14 protein-coding genes and 2 pseudogenes are annotated in these 15,938 nt (G+C 42.2%); 10 read left to right on the top strand and 6 right to left on the bottom strand.

The window, feature by feature from the left end; translation table 11 throughout:
- Positions 1-245: 245 nt before the first annotated feature.
- The 4 genes and pseudogenes from P9687_RS17320 to P9687_RS07620 all read right to left on the bottom strand — a co-directional run bounded on the left by P9687_RS17320 (position 246) and on the right by P9687_RS07620 (position 2,479).
- Complete coding sequence (locus P9687_RS17320; RefSeq protein ID WP_435633718.1) at positions 246-365, bottom strand: hypothetical protein; 120 nt, start codon at positions 363-365, stop codon at positions 246-248.
- A gap of 708 nt (positions 366-1,073) precedes the next feature.
- A pseudogene (locus tag P9687_RS17315) lies at positions 1,074-1,154 on the bottom strand (YjcZ family sporulation protein); the annotation flags it as partial.
- Between the two features lie 154 nt (positions 1,155-1,308).
- The gene (locus tag P9687_RS07625) at positions 1,309-1,566 is read right to left on the bottom strand and encodes a hypothetical protein (protein ID WP_017552073.1); all 258 of its coding nucleotides are present in this window, start codon (positions 1,564-1,566) and stop codon (positions 1,309-1,311) included.
- Between the two features lie 130 nt (positions 1,567-1,696).
- Positions 1,697-2,479: a DUF2268 domain-containing protein gene (locus P9687_RS07620; RefSeq protein ID WP_017552075.1), complete on the bottom strand. Its 783-nt coding sequence runs from the start codon at positions 2,477-2,479 to the stop codon at positions 1,697-1,699.
- A 126-nt stretch (positions 2,480-2,605) separates the two neighbouring features.
- Here P9687_RS07620 and P9687_RS07615 point away from each other — a divergent pair, with 126 nt between their 5' ends.
- Entirely contained in the window at positions 2,606-3,319 is a 714-nt protein-coding gene (locus P9687_RS07615; protein ID WP_061577533.1) for a class I SAM-dependent methyltransferase, read from the top strand.
- Positions 3,320-3,625: 306 nt separating this feature from the next.
- Positions 3,626-4,294 (top strand): annotated as a pseudogene (locus P9687_RS07610) (Rpn family recombination-promoting nuclease/putative transposase); the annotation flags it as partial.
- Positions 4,295-4,446: 152 nt separating this feature from the next.
- Here the strand turns inward: P9687_RS07610 and P9687_RS07605 are convergent.
- Positions 4,447-7,116 carry a glycoside hydrolase family 70 protein gene (locus P9687_RS07605; protein WP_237340457.1) on the bottom strand — a complete coding sequence of 890 codons (2,670 nt, stop codon included), beginning with the start codon at positions 7,114-7,116 and terminating at the stop codon, positions 4,447-4,449.
- 525 nt (positions 7,117-7,641) lie between these two features.
- Between P9687_RS07605 and P9687_RS07600 the strand changes: the two genes are divergently transcribed.
- From P9687_RS07600 to P9687_RS07565, 8 genes are all read left to right on the top strand, one after another.
- Entirely contained in the window at positions 7,642-8,394 is a 753-nt protein-coding gene (locus P9687_RS07600) for an HIRAN domain-containing protein (protein WP_061577535.1), read from the top strand.
- A 946-nt stretch (positions 8,395-9,340) separates the two neighbouring features.
- On the top strand, positions 9,341-10,141 hold the full coding sequence (locus P9687_RS07595; protein ID WP_061577543.1) for an SDR family oxidoreductase: 801 nt from the start codon (positions 9,341-9,343) through the stop codon (positions 10,139-10,141).
- A 36-nt stretch (positions 10,142-10,177) separates the two neighbouring features.
- Positions 10,178-12,157, top strand: coding sequence for a BglG family transcription antiterminator (locus P9687_RS07590; protein WP_235601146.1), 1,980 nt, complete (start codon positions 10,178-10,180; stop codon positions 12,155-12,157).
- A 26-nt stretch (positions 12,158-12,183) separates the two neighbouring features.
- Positions 12,184-12,633 carry a transcriptional regulator GutM gene (locus P9687_RS07585; RefSeq protein WP_061577537.1) on the top strand — a complete coding sequence of 150 codons (450 nt, stop codon included), beginning with the start codon at positions 12,184-12,186 and terminating at the stop codon, positions 12,631-12,633.
- A 19-nt stretch (positions 12,634-12,652) separates the two neighbouring features.
- Positions 12,653-13,201, top strand: coding sequence for a PTS glucitol/sorbitol transporter subunit IIC (gene srlA / locus P9687_RS07580; protein ID WP_061577538.1), 549 nt, complete (start codon positions 12,653-12,655; stop codon positions 13,199-13,201).
- A 19-nt stretch (positions 13,202-13,220) separates the two neighbouring features.
- The gene (srlE, locus tag P9687_RS07575; protein ID WP_061577539.1) at positions 13,221-14,243 is read left to right on the top strand and encodes a PTS glucitol/sorbitol transporter subunit IIB; all 1,023 of its coding nucleotides are present in this window, start codon (positions 13,221-13,223) and stop codon (positions 14,241-14,243) included.
- 144 nt (positions 14,244-14,387) lie between these two features.
- Positions 14,388-14,753 (top strand): PTS glucitol/sorbitol transporter subunit IIA, encoded by a 366-nt coding sequence (locus tag P9687_RS07570; RefSeq protein WP_061577540.1) that lies wholly within the window; start codon positions 14,388-14,390, stop codon positions 14,751-14,753.
- A gap of 35 nt (positions 14,754-14,788) precedes the next feature.
- A complete protein-coding gene (locus P9687_RS07565) occupies positions 14,789-15,478 on the top strand; it encodes a transaldolase family protein (protein ID WP_061577541.1) in 690 nt (229 codons plus the stop codon).
- A gap of 59 nt (positions 15,479-15,537) precedes the next feature.
- Here the strand turns inward: P9687_RS07565 and P9687_RS07560 are convergent.
- Positions 15,538-15,938: transposase (locus tag P9687_RS07560; RefSeq protein ID WP_328228882.1), on the bottom strand; the 401-nt coding region annotated here is incomplete at its 5' end.

Raw genomic sequence — 15,938 nt, 5'->3', positions numbered from 1 at the left:
TTTACTTAATGGTTATATTATAGCAAAGGATGTGATGTAAAAAAAGGTTTTTTTGAAGTTATCCACAATTTTAAAAAAGAAATTTGCAAATTCGGCTCTTTTTGGCTTTGAAAGCAGAAAAAATAGATGGAAAAATTTTCTAAATGTGGATAAGTCATTTTATCATAAAACATCTAAAAATTGATGAATTTACTCTTCAGAGCTGTCTATATTTTTGCCATCTTGCAAGGTTTTGCCCATTTGTTTCATATTGCCAAAGGAGCCTCTTCCATTATAAAGTAGTGGATCTTCCCTTGCCGGACATATTTTTTAAACGCGGAAAGGGTCGGGGCCGGGTCACTTCCTGTAAAACCGCCGATGTCCATCACGGGTTGATCTGTTGCAAGCTGATAAGTCGCCGGAGATGCGCACTTACCGTTGCAGCGACCCAAGTGTATGTTGAAGCACCTTTTTGTAACAACTTCACAATCTTTTTACTTGTGGATTCAGACCTTCCAGGAAATCCATCCTGTGCCTTTGGGGTTTATTACAGAAACTTAGTCTAGAGGGCTTCTTTTAAATTTTTCTTAATTTCGCTTGAAAGTTTCGGTAGGGGGGGACAGACCGAATTTTGCCGCAAGATTTATAGATTGGTGCGGAGGCGAAAAAGCGATCCTTAACTCCTGATCATGCTAAGCATGGCGTTATCGCAATTTGATTTGGATGTCCAGCGGATGCCGGCTTCGTGATTAGATAGCTGAATCGTTGATGAATCGGTATTAATGGAAACAGGGACAGCGGGGATTGCAAAAACGGCCGGCTTGTCCACCCAATCATTTAATGGGCATTTTAATGATAAGAAAACCCTAAAAACAAAACCGGGAGCACAATGCGTACCCCCGGTTTTGTTCCGGCTCTCATGATAAAGCTGTATAAGGCAGCATTCCCTTTTTCCGTGCAACTTTCGAGCATGTGAGGGGGGCATGGAAAACGGACTTTAAATGCCGGAGACCCTTACTTCATTGCATGGCTTACCAAAAACACCCGCCGTAGCCCCCATATCCGCCATAACCGCCGCCGTAACCGCCGACATATGAGGCACCGATGATGATCAACAGGATAAACAATACGACGACTAAAGCGAAACCGCCACTGTAAACGCCGCCATCAGACATCTTTTTAACCTCCTTTCGAAATAGCCATAACATACTATGTGAAATTCTCCATAAGGGAAGGGCGCTTTCTGTAAATCCGTACATGGCTGAACCCGATTATCACCGGCCGGGCTGCGCCAGTCCTATCTGCTTCTAAAAATGCTGCAAAAACTTCTTACCAGAAGAAGAAAGGAATTAAAGCCAAAGCAGCGATTGAACCGATGGCAATGCCCCAGCCAAATCCCCATCCCCAACCCCAGCCTCCGTAGCCAAATCCGCCAAGATTGCGGGGGCTTCCAAGCGGCCGAAGGAACACTCTGTTTCCGCTCACATGATGAATAATGCCTCTATGGATCCGTCCATCAACCGTCCGGATTTGGACCGCTCTGCCCCTGTATCGATGGCATAGTGCATGGAAGTGACGATATGACATAAAAATATCCTCCAATCCTTTAGGAATGGTACAGTATATGATTTTTGCCGGCGGATACGGTGGACAAAACGATCAGGCTTTTTGTGGAATTATCGTGCGGGATTTTGAAACCCGGGTGCAGGGATGAAAATTACATGGAATCGATTTGTGCCAAAACCTTTGCATCGGTTTTGAGCACATCTTTTACGGAGAGGCTGGTTTTTTCAAGATATTGCTTGACGAGGTAGTATCCGACGCAATAACCGGACATTTTCGGATAGACACGTGAACCGTACAAAATCTCTTGATGTTGCTGTTTTGTTTTTTTAAGGTTTCTATGCGGGTACACGTATTGTCTCCATATCTTTTCCATTTCGTCATTGGAATAAGAAAAGGCCCAGGATGAAACGTATTTACGCCCGAATTTTTCCCTAACTGCATTTTCTGCCAGCCCTTCTAAAATAATCGTATCCAATAAAACATAATCGGCCTCCTCTTTCGGGTATTTTGTAAGCCGGCAAACATGGTTATACTCATGGACAAATAATGACCTGATTTCTGTTTCGCTGTTCCGGGCCGAAACAAATAAAAATAATTGATCTTTAAAGGCTAATCCTGATTTTCCGTTAAATTCTTTTTGAATCAGTAAATTGGCGGAGTCAGACGGAAAAATATAGATCGGAACATCCGGCCCATTCCATTCTTTTTTGCAGCAAAGAAATTCATTTTTTACGATTTCCCAAACATGCCGGTTTTGCAATTGCCGGACAATCCCGGCTCCGTTATCTTCCGGCTGGTACATGCCATGATAAGCCAGGTAGTCATAAATTTCCGCAGCACTTGCGCCTTTAAAATGCGCTTTAAACTTTTCGCAAATCGCTACAGGCTGGTGATATAATTGGCGCAGCCACTTGTCCGTTTTAACAACGCCCATATGCCTTCCTCCATTGCTTTTTCTTAACCAAAGTATGTTTTTAAACGATAAAGGTTACCGATTTCTGCAATGGTACATACGGTATATAAACGAGCCAACTGTTTGGATGGCAAGGGAGGGGTTAGAGTGGATCAGGAATATACTTACCTGAATGGCTTGGCAGAACTGGGAGTCGGCGGAGCGCATCCAGGCGGTTTCAAGCTGACACAGGATATATTATCGGCTGAACATATAGGGGAAAAAACAACGGTGCTTGATGCGGGCTGCGGCACCGGACAGACTGCTGCATACGTCGCGCAGCAGTACGGATGCCAAGTGACAGGGCTGGATCATCATCAATTGATGGTGGAAAAAGCCAGGAAAAGAGTTCGGTCATTAGGTTTGCCGATACAAATTGTGCACGGGAACACAGAGGCTCTCCCATTTGCAGACAGTCAATTTGATTTGGTATTGTCAGAGTCGGTGATCGTTTTTACCGATATGCCCACAACGGTTCAGGAATTTCGGCGGGTGCTGAAGCCCGGCGGATGTTTAATTGCGATTGAAATGGTTTTGGAACAACCTGTTTCGCAGCAAAAACTGGCACACATCAAAGATTTTTATGGCGTATCCCAAATTTTAACCGAGGAACAGTGGGTACAGCTTTTTCAGAAAGCAGGGTTTCAATCCATCCATTCTGAAAAATATGATTTGCAATTTGGAGTCCAAAATGTCCCTGATTTTTCATTGTCGGAGGGCGTGGATGTGCAGTATTTTGAGATGCTTGAGCATCATATGATTATGTTTGAGTCAACCAAAGAGATCCTCGGCTTCCGGATTTTCAGATGCAAAACGGTTTAGGGTGCCGATCTATGGCAAGTTTTTCGACACAAAATAAGGAAGCTGGAATATTTGCAGGTTTGTCTTTTTAGGAGCCGGAGGAGTACGCGTGCATACCGGCTCCTTCATTTTTCGGTCCGTACACTTTTTATGGGCAATTTCAAATTCATAGATGGCCCGTTTGAGGAGAAATATTTTATGGGGGATGGGGGGCCGGCTGGAATTGGAAAAAATGGGGTTGACATCAGAAAAGATTTCAAATAATATCAAATTAATAGATTTACTCTATGAAACCCTCGCAAAACAACCCCGAAAGGAAGGATCCTCATGACAAAAGAATACCTTGACCTCAAAATGGACTTTATGTTCAAACAGCTTTTCGGCCACCCGAGCCGGAAAAACATCACCCTTGCCTTTTTGAATGACTTGCTGACCCGAAAAGGGCAGGACAGAATTGTCGATGTCCAGTATGAGAACACCGCACTCATTAAATCTGACTCGGACGGCAAAACAGGTCTGCTTGATATCCTCGTTTACACATCCAACCATGAGAGAATAAATGTTGAAATCCAGGTGGAAAATCAGCACAATATGCGGGAACGAGTGCTTTATTATTGGACAAAACTTTTCTCTTCCACGTTAGAGGCCGGACAAAATTATACAGAACTTGTTCCTACAATCATGATTTCTATCTTAAATTACCTGCTTTTCCCGCACCAAACCAAACGATTCCATAACCGCTTTCATGTTTATGAGGATTTGGAGTTTTTTATGTGGAGCCCGCATCTGGAATTACACACATTTGATTTGACAAAGTTCATGATAAAGTGGAAAAAATATAGACGAGGGATGAAAGCGAAACCACCAGCCTCATATCCATGGCTGATGATGCTTTCTGCTGCAGATTACCGAAAAAAGACGATAGACACGGATATTTTGCAGGAATTGGAGGAGTTAGCGATGAAAGAGCAGGAAGTACTTGATGCGATCAAAGAAACCCCCGAATTTTAAATGAACCCAATCTTTAAGGTGCCCTTCTTTCTGGTTTAAAGTATCTCTTCAAACTCAACTATAAGATGTTTGCGGTGAACAAAAAAGCGTACCCACCCCGTTGCCGGTTGTTGGGAACGCTTTTTGTTTAAAGAAATTTATTTGCTCTTAACCGCTTTGGCATTGATGTAGCCTATCCATTTGCCTTTGTTGTCATAAAGGGACAGGTAGCTTAACCCATTTATATGATAATAAATGTATTTCGCCAAGTATGTTTTGTTTATGGCTCGGATATTTTTCTTCTTCCAGTTAAAGTTTTGATATACGGCGTAGTTCTTGCTGGTTACTTTGACGGATTTGCCGTATTGTATGGCAGCCCCTTGCTTGCCACTTCCGGTTTTCGCTGCCTTGGCGTTGATATAACCGGCCCATTTTCCTTTGCCATCATAAAGGGACAGGTAAGTTGATCCGTTGCTGTGATGGTATTGGACCTTGGCAAGATACGTTTTATTCACTGCATTGACATTCTTCTTCTTCCAGTTGAAGTCTTGATATACGGCATAATGCTTGTTTGTTACCGTTACATACTTACCGTATTTAAGTGCAGGGCCTTGTTTTGGCGTTGCCGCTTTTTTTGCTGGGATCCAGACGCCAAGGTACCCTTTTACCCGGGCATTTTGCGTCCCTTTTACATGAACGGTTAAAATGCCTTTGCTATCTGTGACCAGCTTTTCGTTATGAAATCCGGTTGCATCCTCAAATGTCTGGTTGGCATGCCGGGATCCCATATTCACTTTAATAGTCGTATCGGTTTTCGGGTTATTTCCGATTACGGTTGCCACGCCGGTATTCCGGTCATTTCCATAGCGGACGCTTGAGATCAAATCTTTTCCCGCCGTGCCGGAAGTGTTCGACTTATAGTTGGTTACTTGCTGGTTCCCGTAGGCATAGTTTTTACGCACTTTCAGCAATTTCACAATTGTATCATAATACGGCGTACGTTCACTCATGTAAGAAGCATTCGTTTTGTATAAGTCGCCGTAAAAGACAGTCGGGACGGTATCTTTATTCGTCAAAACATATGCGTACTGGCTTGGCACATTGGATGGCGCATATTTTTTTACCGTGCTTTCCATGTCTTTTTCATAGATGTCCAAAGCTTTTGCCTCTGTCTTTTTATCATACAGATCCTGGAAAGCCTTCGGTGTGGATGTGCCATAATGCGTCCCCGGCTTAATGCCATACTGGTCCAGCATGATACTGTTCACTCGATTCTTTTCCTGGTCATGATTATTAACAAATGACCAGTTTGGCGTTGCGTTCGCCGTGCCTGCACCTGCCCTGTTGACAACAGCGTTTGTAGCAATGGTGGAAAGGTTGTTTGATGGCGAATTTTTGCCCAAAGCATTTTGCAAAGAATAGAACAGGGCATAATCCATCATTAACTGCGGATTCCCGTTTGCGTTTTCAAAATTTGTCCCGGCACTTTCATAAGTCTCAATATAGCTTAAATGGTCGTTTAAATTATTGCCAAAATGCTGTTTCATTACGTCGGCTTCATCCAGCAACACTTGTTGATCATAATGGCTTGCAGCATCAATTCTGAAGCCGTCAAACTGATACGTATCGAGCAGCCAGTTCATCCAGTGGATCTGTTCTTTTTGGACAGTTGGATTCCCGTTGTCTATGTCCATTCCTAACAGAAACTGTTTCTTCCCGCTAATTGTGTTGTTAAGGTTGTGAAGGGTTGTCCCATTCTTTTTCACAAATAGAAACTGATCCTGGTCATCTGATCCGGAATTATCATTTTTGAACGATCTTTCTTCCGATCCAAAGCCGTAACCGGGTTGTGATGCAATATAGGCATCTGTTAAACTTGCGATTTCCCCGTTGTCGCCATTCAGTATATCGTCAACAGTTGAATAGCCATGGCTTTTCATGTACTTTAAATAGCCGGGGTCATAGTTCATTAACATCGGTTTCCAATAATTATCCGAAGTCGAAGCGTCTTTAGCAGCATACCAGCCGTCTACTGACAAATAAGTATCAACTGTATTGATTTTATTTGCCGCTGCAGCTTCATTGAGCCAACTTGGCAAATGGTTTTTCGGGTTGTTTGGCCCAAAATATCGATACGGAATGCCCTCGCTGTCTTTCATCACCCGATCCATACCCTGTCCTTGTACGGAGGTGCCGTTAAAATACTTTTTATTCCATTCTTTAATGTAGCCATATTTCGCCTGTCCTTCGCCGCCACCTTTTGTATAAGCGAGGTACAGGTCGGCCCTGATTTGCGTTGTAAGTCCTGTTGTATAAGGATTTTTAAACAAATTTCCGTTTTGATCTACGCGTGTGACGTAAACCGCTTCCCTTTTGCCCAATCCGAGAACCTGGTTGGGTACAAGATCTTCTTGCACTTTTAAACCACTTGCGTGAAGCGCGGAAACCATACTTTTCAATTCATCGCTTGTCCCGTATTTGGTCGGCCGGGTGTTATTCGGCCCCTGGTTAAATTCACCGAGGTCATAACGGTCGGCAATGGCGTAGCCTTCCATGTAACGCGCCATGTTGAAAGAACGGTAAGCCGGAGGGAGCCATATATCCGTAATGCCCCAATCTTTCAATTCGCTGCCTTTCGCTGAAAGAATTTTGTACATATTGCTTTCATATGGCATGTACAGGCTAAAGCTTTGAAAAATTACGCGGTTATCGAGCGATGTGCCGGATGTATAAGCCTTGGCAGATTTAGGAAAATAACTGATCGAACCGGCAACCAGTAACAAAGACAACATCAATATTGACAATCTGCTAAAAAATTTCTTTTCCAACGTATTCCCCCCTTTAAAAATGTTGTTGTAACAGTAAAATACTACTACATGATGGGGGAATATTCTATATCATTTTTGCGGGTTTCACATAAAATTCTAATGTTTTTTTCATTTAAGGAAAAAACCTTTGAGCAACGCTGGACACCTCTTCGAAGGGGGGATTTTGTATCCGGAGATGGCCTGAAAAATGAAGGAGGAAATTTGAAGGTTTGTGTCGAATGTAAAGTATGTTTTTGAGGGAATGGGCAACAGGGTTCCACTCCCTTCAGCAATAAAGTGAATCCCCCATTTTATAAAACTTATGAATACATCATCCCGGTTCAACTGATCTGTGCGTATGTCCCGCAGTTAAAAGGGATCGACCCAAGTACGCCAAAAGACAAGGATTTCCATAGAAAACTGGGGAGCAAGAAACTGGCCTGGTGATTTGTTCAAGTTGTCCTTTTAAGAAAAAATAGCGGCATAACGCCATTACTCCTCTATCGTAAAGAATGGCTCTTGATCTGGTACAAAGGAGGTGCTTGAATGCAAAAAAATCCATGTGTCTTATGGCTGATCTGGAAAAATCAGGAGACAAGGCAGCGTTATCATATTGGCAATTTATTTCATGAAAATGGAAAATACATTTTTTCATATGAATTAAGCGGGAAGCGCAGAACCTTAAAAGAGGCTTTGGAAAATGGATATAAACCGCATCTGTCATTTCGTAATCTAAATAAGACATACGTTTCTGATCGCTTATTTGGACCATTTGAACGGCGGTTACCGGATAAAAGGAGACCGGATTTTGATAAGATTTTAAAAAATTATGGGCTGCCTCCGGATTATACAGAAATGGATTTATTGCGGGCTACTGGTGGACGGCTGGCTACTGATCCGTATGAATTTGTTGCCCCGATTAGTGTTTTTGAAGACCGGTTTAATTTTGACTTTTATATCGCGGGGTGGCGCTACTATGACGGAGAAAAAGTAATTAATCAGTTGAAAGAAGGCGCGGCTGTGCGTTTTCAATTGGAGCCTTCAAACAAGGAAGATGAAAAAGCTGTAATCGTTTTGTCAGAAAAAGGGGAATATAAATTAGGATATTTTCCGGCTTTCTATAGTGGCTTTATGTATGAGATGATTGAAGAACATTTCGTTTATGAAGCAAGAATTGAAAAAGTGAGCCCTATGGCAAGGCCGCAATCAAAGGTAAGTATTTCAGTTACCGGATGTTTGGCGAACGGTTTTTTCGTAAAAAATGGCGAAAATGTTGAATCAGTACATGTGCTTGTTTAAAAACAGCTTACTCTGTATAATCGTTTCCCGTATACATTACTAGGAAATGGTGTTTCTGGATTGAGCCGGAAGATGGGTATTCTTGGCGGTGTGTCTAGCCGTTAGCCTTATTGATTCACCATAGCATGAACTTCTGCAACTGAATGCATTCCGTGAAGTGACAGCACCACTTGAATGTGGATGCCCGATCGTTTTTTGAAGCTGAAATTTAGGATGCCCATCTGCAAAAACCCTTGGTGCCATTTGGCTCCAGGGGTTTTTGATTTCTCACTTACATATCAAAAAAGACGAGATTTTTATGCTATCAAACCTCAGGGATCTGATCCGACCATGACCGCATTGAGTTTTGTACAGGCTAACGAAACAAAGGCCGACCTGCAACTTAAAAAAATAAATAAGGGATTCCCTTCCGGTTCACAAAGTCCTGCTGCCCCCCTCGATTGGCCCCCATTCACAGTTGTATCAAAAATTTTTTAGGAAGTGAAAAACGCTGAATATAATCAGGAATTGCTGAACGAATCCACTTGTCAACAAGCTTCACCTCAATATATAGAAGAATGTATCTGCGAAAATGCGTGATTCTACCTTCTCTATACGTTGAATCACGCATTTGTTATAAAATCTTTGCATTACATTTCGGCAAAAGCTATTATCACCTTTGCTGAATCTAGAAATTTTTGCTTATTCAGCAACCCCTAATTAAAATCTTCTTCCAATCCCCCATTTACTCTGTTGTCACGCAGTGCCCATTGCTTGCAAAACGTCCGGTTATGTTTCATATCGTCTAAGCTGTATTCCGGCTTGCTTAGTGAAAAGATAAAGGAATTTGCCGGAATCGTACCGGATTTTTCACATTCGTGTGAAAAAAGCCGCATTAATTACAGGAAGTGATTTTCTTATAATTGAGATCGTAATAAAGAATAAATCACAATTTGAGGTGAGATCGATGAAAAGTTCATGGCTAGATTTAGAAGGAAAAGTTGCCATTGTTACGGGCGGTGCATCAGGTATTGGACAAAGTATCGCAAAAGCGTTACTGGAAAACGGGGCAAAAGTAGTTGTTTCAGATTTGGCAGTTGAAGATGGTGAGCAAGCAGACGGTTTTTACTATGTGAAATGTGATGTAACCAAAAAAGAAAGCGTTGACGAAATGGTGAGAAAGACGGTAGAACGTTTTGGCGCTATCGATGTTCTTGTCAATAATGCCGGTATCAATCTGCCAAGGCTGTTGGTTGATACAGCCGGAGAACGGCCGGAGTACGAACTGGACGAAAAAGCCTTTGATCTCATGGTGAATGTAAACCAAAAGGGACCGTTCCTGTGTGCGCAAGCTGTTGTAAAAGAAATGTTAAAACAAGGAAAAGGTGTTGTTGTCAATATGGCATCTGAAGCCGGCCAGGAAGGATCTGCAGGCCAAAGTTGTTATGCAGCAACAAAAGGCGCGTTGATTGCTTTCACTCGGTCATGGGGAAAGGAGCTTGGAAAGTTTCATATTCGCGTAGTGGGTGTAGCCCCGGCAATTATGGAAAAAACCGGATTGCGAACGGATGCCTATAACGAAGCATTAGCTTATACAAGAGGCGTGACGGTTGAAGGATTGGCAACAGACTACAGTAAATCGATTCCGATCGGGCGGGAAGGAAAACTATGTGAGGTTGCCGATCTTGTATGTTTCCTTGCTTCGGACCGTGCCAGCTATATTACGGGGACGACCTATAACATTTCTGGCGGGAAATCACGCGGATAACTAACAGACAGGCAAATAAAAGCCCCAACCTTGTGAGTGCTGTACCATAAAGCCCAGAGGATATATCTGCATACTTTAAAAAAGGGGGTTTTACCGTTATCTTGTCGAGTCTTGGATTCCCGGCTGTTATCGCTGATTGAAATTCTGCTTCATAAAGATTATTGCACTTTGGATGAATTCGCACAACGATTGGGAGTGAGCACAAGAACCATTCGTAAAGATATTAAACAGTTAAAACTTGAAATGAAAGGTATTGCGGAACTTATTAAAGATAAAAGTAAGGGCTACCGCTTAGTGATCGAGAATGAAGAAGCATTTCGGCGTTTGTGGGAATGTTCAAAAACCGAAAAAGCGTCGGAAGATTCCCCGCAGTCGCGATTGGCTTTTATTATTAGCAGGTTAATGAACCACGATCGCGCCATCACGCTGGATGAACTGGCTTTTGAAATGAATATAGGAAGAACAACGCTTGTATCTGAAATGAAAAAAGCCAAAATGTCACTAAGTTCCTATAATCTGGTTATTCGGGGAAAGCCGAATAAGGGCATTTATTTAAGTGGCGCTGAATTAGATTTACGTTTTTTCATATTGGACAATTTATATGACTACTTATATAGCCATGATCATTTAGAAGGAGAACTGGAGAGAAAAATTAATGGAATAGTCAAAAAGCAGGCACTTGAATTAAGTACAAGAAAAAAGTTATTGCAATTTATTATTGTGATGCTAGACCGGCTTACAAAGGGCCGATCATTGACGGTGATGAAAGAAAAGTACATGAAACTTTTGGAAACAAAAGAATATCAGCTGGCATTAGAAATTGCTTCTATTCTTGAGGATGGTTTATCTATTAAGATTCCTACATTTGAAGTTTTATTTATCACCATCCCGATTGCCGGCAGAAGGACTCCGATAAGCAGTAAGATCATGATGGATATTTCCATCTCTGAAGATATGATAAAGCTGGTACATTTAATTGTTGAGGAAATCGGGTTTCATAAAAACATCATTAGCGAAAACCAAGCTTTCTTTACGGATCTTGAGTATCATTTAACGCTGATGTTAAATCGCTTGATGTTTGATTTACACCTTGAAAATCCATTACTGTCTGATGTGAAAGAGAAGTATCCGGTCGCCTATAAGATGGCTGAGATTGCAGGTCAGGTAATTGAAAAGGAATATCATCTGAAAGTTCCTGCCAATGAACTTGGCTATATTGCCATCTATTTTGAAGTACTAAATTCAAAAAACGAATTGAAAACAAAGCGCCTGCAGCGGGTCGCCGTTGTATGCGGAACAGGAAGAGGAACTTCGGAACTGGTTGCCATGCAATTGCGGCGCATCCTAAAACAGGGCACAAAAATTGATCTGTTTTCAGAACATGAAGTGGATAAAGAAACCTTTACAGATTACGATATTGTTTTTACGACAGTGGACCTTGACTTTGAAACAGAGCCGCCTTTGATCCGGATCAATGAGATTTTTGATGAAGACAGAATTGAACAGGAAATTGAAAAAGTCACCTTCTTGCACAAGTTCAACATCAGAAACGGCGGAAATGACTCATTTATTATAAAAGCACTGATAGATCGTGATAAGTTTTTCATTTTAGACAGCACGAAGAGTTACCGGAAAAATGTAAACTTCATGGTAAATGAGCTGATTGCAAAGGGACATCTGGACCGGGGTTTTATGGAGCGTTTGAGGAAAAGAAGTGAAAAAGGGTCTATGGTGTTTGACCAGTCTATTGCCCTGCCACATACGATCCATTACCAGTCTTCCGAAATTGTCCTTTCTGCCGGGGTGTTTCCAGATCCAATTAAAGAGGATGGCAAAGTTATTAAACTGGTTTTTCTCCTTGGATTACCGGAACAAGCACATAGCGACCCTAGTCTATTAGTTAGAATTTATGATGAAATTATCCAGATGGCAAAGGATAAAACGCTCATTGACAGGCTATCCCGATCAAAGAACTATGAAGAATTTATCGCATCTCTCAATCAGACCGGGAAATAGGGATTTTCAAAAAGGGGAGTGATGAAATGCAAATCATTTTTATCATGGTTTTTATAGCAAGTGCCTTTTTATTTCAGTTTGTCTTGGGCTACTTCCAAATTAGGCAATTTTCGAAAGCGTATACACAACTGCGAAAACTCGGAAAGGTAGCTATCGGCAAACGGCCTGGTAAAATCCGCTCCGGAACGATTGTACTTTTTGCATTGTCCCATAACGGCACTATTTTAAAAGCGAAAAAAATCCAAGGTGTCACCGTAATGGCGAGGGTACGGGACTTACAGGGATTCGAAGGAAAAAACATCAAAACGATAAGTGAAGCAGATATGGCGAAATGCAACAAATTATTGCGGCTTGCTATTTTAGACGCCGTCAATAATTACAACATCATCATGAGCGGCGGCCAAATTCCGGATAAACCGAGCCTGTTGAAACGCATGATGCATCAGGCGGACCGTTTAGCCACCTTAAAAAAATAATATGAAGAGGTGAAAGGTAATGGATATTCTTGTTCATTTGGCACAAGGATTTATGTCCTTGTTCCAAACAGGTGCAAAAACTTTTGTTTCGTGGATGAATAATATTGTTCCGGTCGTTTTGCTTTTACTCGTTGCCATGAATACATTAATCCGATTAATTGGGGAACACCGCATTAATCGTTTGGCAAAGGCATCAAGCAAAAACCCGCTGTTAAGATATTTAGTCCTTCCATTTTTGGCATCCTTTATGTTGGGCAATCCGATGGCCTTGTCAATGGGACGGTTCTTACCGGAAAAATACAAACCGAGCTACTATGCTTCGGGCGCCTATTTCTGCCATACGAGCAATGGCTTGTTCCCGCATATTAATCCAGGTGAATTGTTTATATGGATGGGGATTGCACAAGGGATTCAGAAACTTGGCCTTAATACAGCCGATCTGGCAGTCCGGTATTTCCTCGTCGGATTGGTTATGAACTTTTTCGCAGGGTGGATCACAGACTTTACGACAAAAGTTGTAGAACGGCAGCAAAAAATCAAACTGAAATCTGAAATAAATTTAGACTGAGGATAAAGGAGGATGCTCCATGGCTAAATATCGTTCTGTAAAAATAGTGAGAGGAAGCGGCGGTTTTGGCGGCCCGTTAACGATCACACCGACTGAAAAAAGAAATAAGATCCTTTATATCACAGGTGGCGGGGCAAAACCGGATATTGTCGATAAAATTGTTGAATTGACCGGCGCTGAAGCTGTAAACGGATTTAAAACATCCGTCCCTGAAGAGGAGATCGCCCTGGCGATTATTGATTGCGGTGGTACATTGCGATGCGGCATTTACCCGCAAAAACGGATTCCGACCGTTAATATTATGCCAACTGGAAAAAGCGGCCCATTAGCAAAATATATTACAGAAGATATTTATGTATCAGCTGTCGGTGTCGACCAGATTCATCCCGTCGAGGTGGACGAGCATGCAGATGTGGCGGCTGCAGCAGAAAAAGCATCCGAGGCCGAACCCGAAAGAAAATTTAAGTATAGTACCGATAAAAAGATATCACAAACGCTGGCAGCACAAAAAGAACAAGGGATTATGACAAAAATCGGCCTCGGTGCCGGGAAGGTGATCAACACCTTCTATCAGGCAGGCCGTGATGCAGTCCAAACGATGATCAATACAATTATCCCATTTATGGCATTTGTCTCGCTATTGATTGGAATTATTGAAGGATCGGGCGTTGGTAATTTGTTTGCAAAAGTAATGTCACCGCTTGCAGGAAATATTTGGGGTTTGCTTTTGATTGGTTTTATTTGTTCATTGCCATTCCTATCCCCATTGCTTGGGCCTGGAGCCGTTATTGCGCAAATCATTGGTACTTTAATTGGGGTGGAAATTGGCAAAGGCAATATTCCTCCTCACCTGGCACTGCCGGCATTATTTGCGATTAACACGCAAAATGCCTGCGATTTTATTCCGGTTGGTTTAGGCTTGGCGGAAGCGGAAGCTGAAACAGTGGAGGTCGGGGTGCCTTCGGTTTTGTACTCAAGATTCCTGATCGGGGTTCCAAGGGTGTTTGTTGCATGGCTGGCAAGTTTTGGGCTATATCAGTAATATAGAATATCATAGCATAATAGGGTACAGATCCATCCTGCTGCTTCAGCGCCACAACTAGCAGAGAATTGGAAAATTACCAAGACAGAAAAAGAAACTTAAAGGAGGTTGAAAGACGCGGTGTAAGACCGTTGTCCGTATTATATGAAAACCATCTATGAAAATACAATTAAAACAAAAGGGCCAATGGCGGAAAACTTTTTAAATGAGAAAATGATTATTTTATTCGGGGAAAAGGCGCCACAAGAACTGAAAGATTATTGTTATTTGATTGATGTAGTGGAACCGGCCGGAGAGATACAACCTGGTCAAGCATTATATATAGGAAATAAAGTTTTTAAAATCACATCGGTTGGAGATCTTGTTCAACGCAATCTAGCAGCATTAGGCCATATTACACTGCGTTTTGATGGCGCTTCAACGCCTGAATTGCCAGGTACCTTGTATTTGGAAGATAAAGAGGTCCCCCTGATGGATAGCGGAACAGAAATCAAGATTGTCAGTGCTTAAACAGGTTGGAAAAATGATTAAGGGAGGGAAAATGGTTGAGACTATACGTTGATTCTGCAGATGTCAAACAAATTGCGCATCTGGTTGAATATTTTCCCATTGCAGGCGTTACAACGAACCCGTCCATTCTCGTCAAGGAAAAGCGCCCTTATCTGGCAGTTTTAAAGGAAATCAGAGAAATCATCGGTGAAGATAGGGAACTCTTTGTCCAGACGCTTGGTGAAACGGCTGATGAAATGGCAGAGGAAGCCCAGTTCATCATCAGTAAACTGCCTGGCAAGACCATTGTGAAAATTCCGGTTACAGAAGAAGCAATCAAAGCGATGAAAATGCTTGCGCAAGAAAAAATCCCTGTGCTCGGAACGGCTATATACGCACCCTTTCAGGCATTAATGGCCGCTAAAGCGGGGGCAAAATATGTTGCCCCTTACGTAAACCGAATGGATAATCTAAACGGAAATGGGGTCAAAGTCGTTTCTGAAATTGCAAAGCTGTTTTCTATCTATCATTTGAAAACGGAAATATTGGCAGCCAGCTTTAAAAATATCCAGCAAGCAATGGATGTCTGCCTTGCTGGAGCTGAAGCGCTGACTTTATCTCCTGATTTTATTAATAAACTGGTATCATACCCGGCAACCGTAAATGATATAAAAGATTTTAAAGCACAATGGACCGCGCAATTTGGGTCTGCTCATTCGGTTTTGGGGAACTATGGTGAAGTTTAATCCGGCCGGTTTGAAAAATTGGAGTCCTAAAAAGGGCTTGCTGAACGAATCAGATTCTGTCAGATACAAGCCAAATTACGGTTATTAAAATATAAAATAGTGTTGTACAAAAATTTCAAAAAAAGAACCCTGAGCTTCCGCTCCAGATTCATTATAAGGAATTGAAGGGCTACTACTGTTTCACTGGTCTCCTGAAGGCGTGCTCGAATAAGGCCTAGCCCATACTTGCGCTTGCCTTCGCCAAATTTGCTTTCAACGGCATTACGTTCGGAGGCATCCTGCCTTTCGTCTCGTTCTAAGTTTTTGTCTTCCGTTTTGTATGGGCGTCCTAACCTTGGCCCACTCAGACGAATGACATGAGATTTGCCGGATGCCAGATGATTAGGGTTTCGGGAAAGGTGCTCTGCCAAGATCGCGTCCGGATAAAATCCGCACCGGGGGTAGTAGTTTTCACGAGAGT

The sequence above is a fragment of the Weizmannia sp. CD-2023 genome, assembly GCF_036225245.1.
Lineage (GTDB): Bacteria > Bacillota > Bacilli > Bacillales > Bacillaceae_C > Weizmannia > Weizmannia faecalis.
Note: the sequence above shows the minus strand (reverse complement) of the source record. Positions and strands in the feature narration are given on the sequence as shown.

What these genes read in the sequence shown, in the direction of transcription:
- P9687_RS17320 (WP_435633718.1), bottom strand. Translation starts at nt 365, where the DNA reads ATGGACATCGGCGGTTTTACAGGAAGTGACCCGGCCCCGACCCTTTCC.
- P9687_RS07625 (WP_017552073.1), bottom strand. Translation starts at nt 1,566, where the DNA reads ATGTCATATCGTCACTTCCATGCACTATGCCATCGATACAGGGGCAGA.
- P9687_RS07620 (WP_017552075.1), bottom strand. Translation starts at nt 2,479, where the DNA reads ATGGGCGTTGTTAAAACGGACAAGTGGCTGCGCCAATTATATCACCAG.
- P9687_RS07600 (WP_061577535.1), top strand. Translation starts at nt 7,642, where the DNA reads ATGCAAAAAAATCCATGTGTCTTATGGCTGATCTGGAAAAATCAGGAG.
- P9687_RS07595 (WP_061577543.1), top strand. Translation starts at nt 9,341, where the DNA reads ATGAAAAGTTCATGGCTAGATTTAGAAGGAAAAGTTGCCATTGTTACG.
- P9687_RS07585 (WP_061577537.1), top strand. Translation starts at nt 12,184, where the DNA reads ATGCAAATCATTTTTATCATGGTTTTTATAGCAAGTGCCTTTTTATTT.
- srlA (WP_061577538.1), top strand. Translation starts at nt 12,653, where the DNA reads ATGGATATTCTTGTTCATTTGGCACAAGGATTTATGTCCTTGTTCCAA.
- srlE (WP_061577539.1), top strand. Translation starts at nt 13,221, where the DNA reads ATGGCTAAATATCGTTCTGTAAAAATAGTGAGAGGAAGCGGCGGTTTT.
- P9687_RS07570 (WP_061577540.1), top strand. Translation starts at nt 14,388, where the DNA reads ATGAAAACCATCTATGAAAATACAATTAAAACAAAAGGGCCAATGGCG.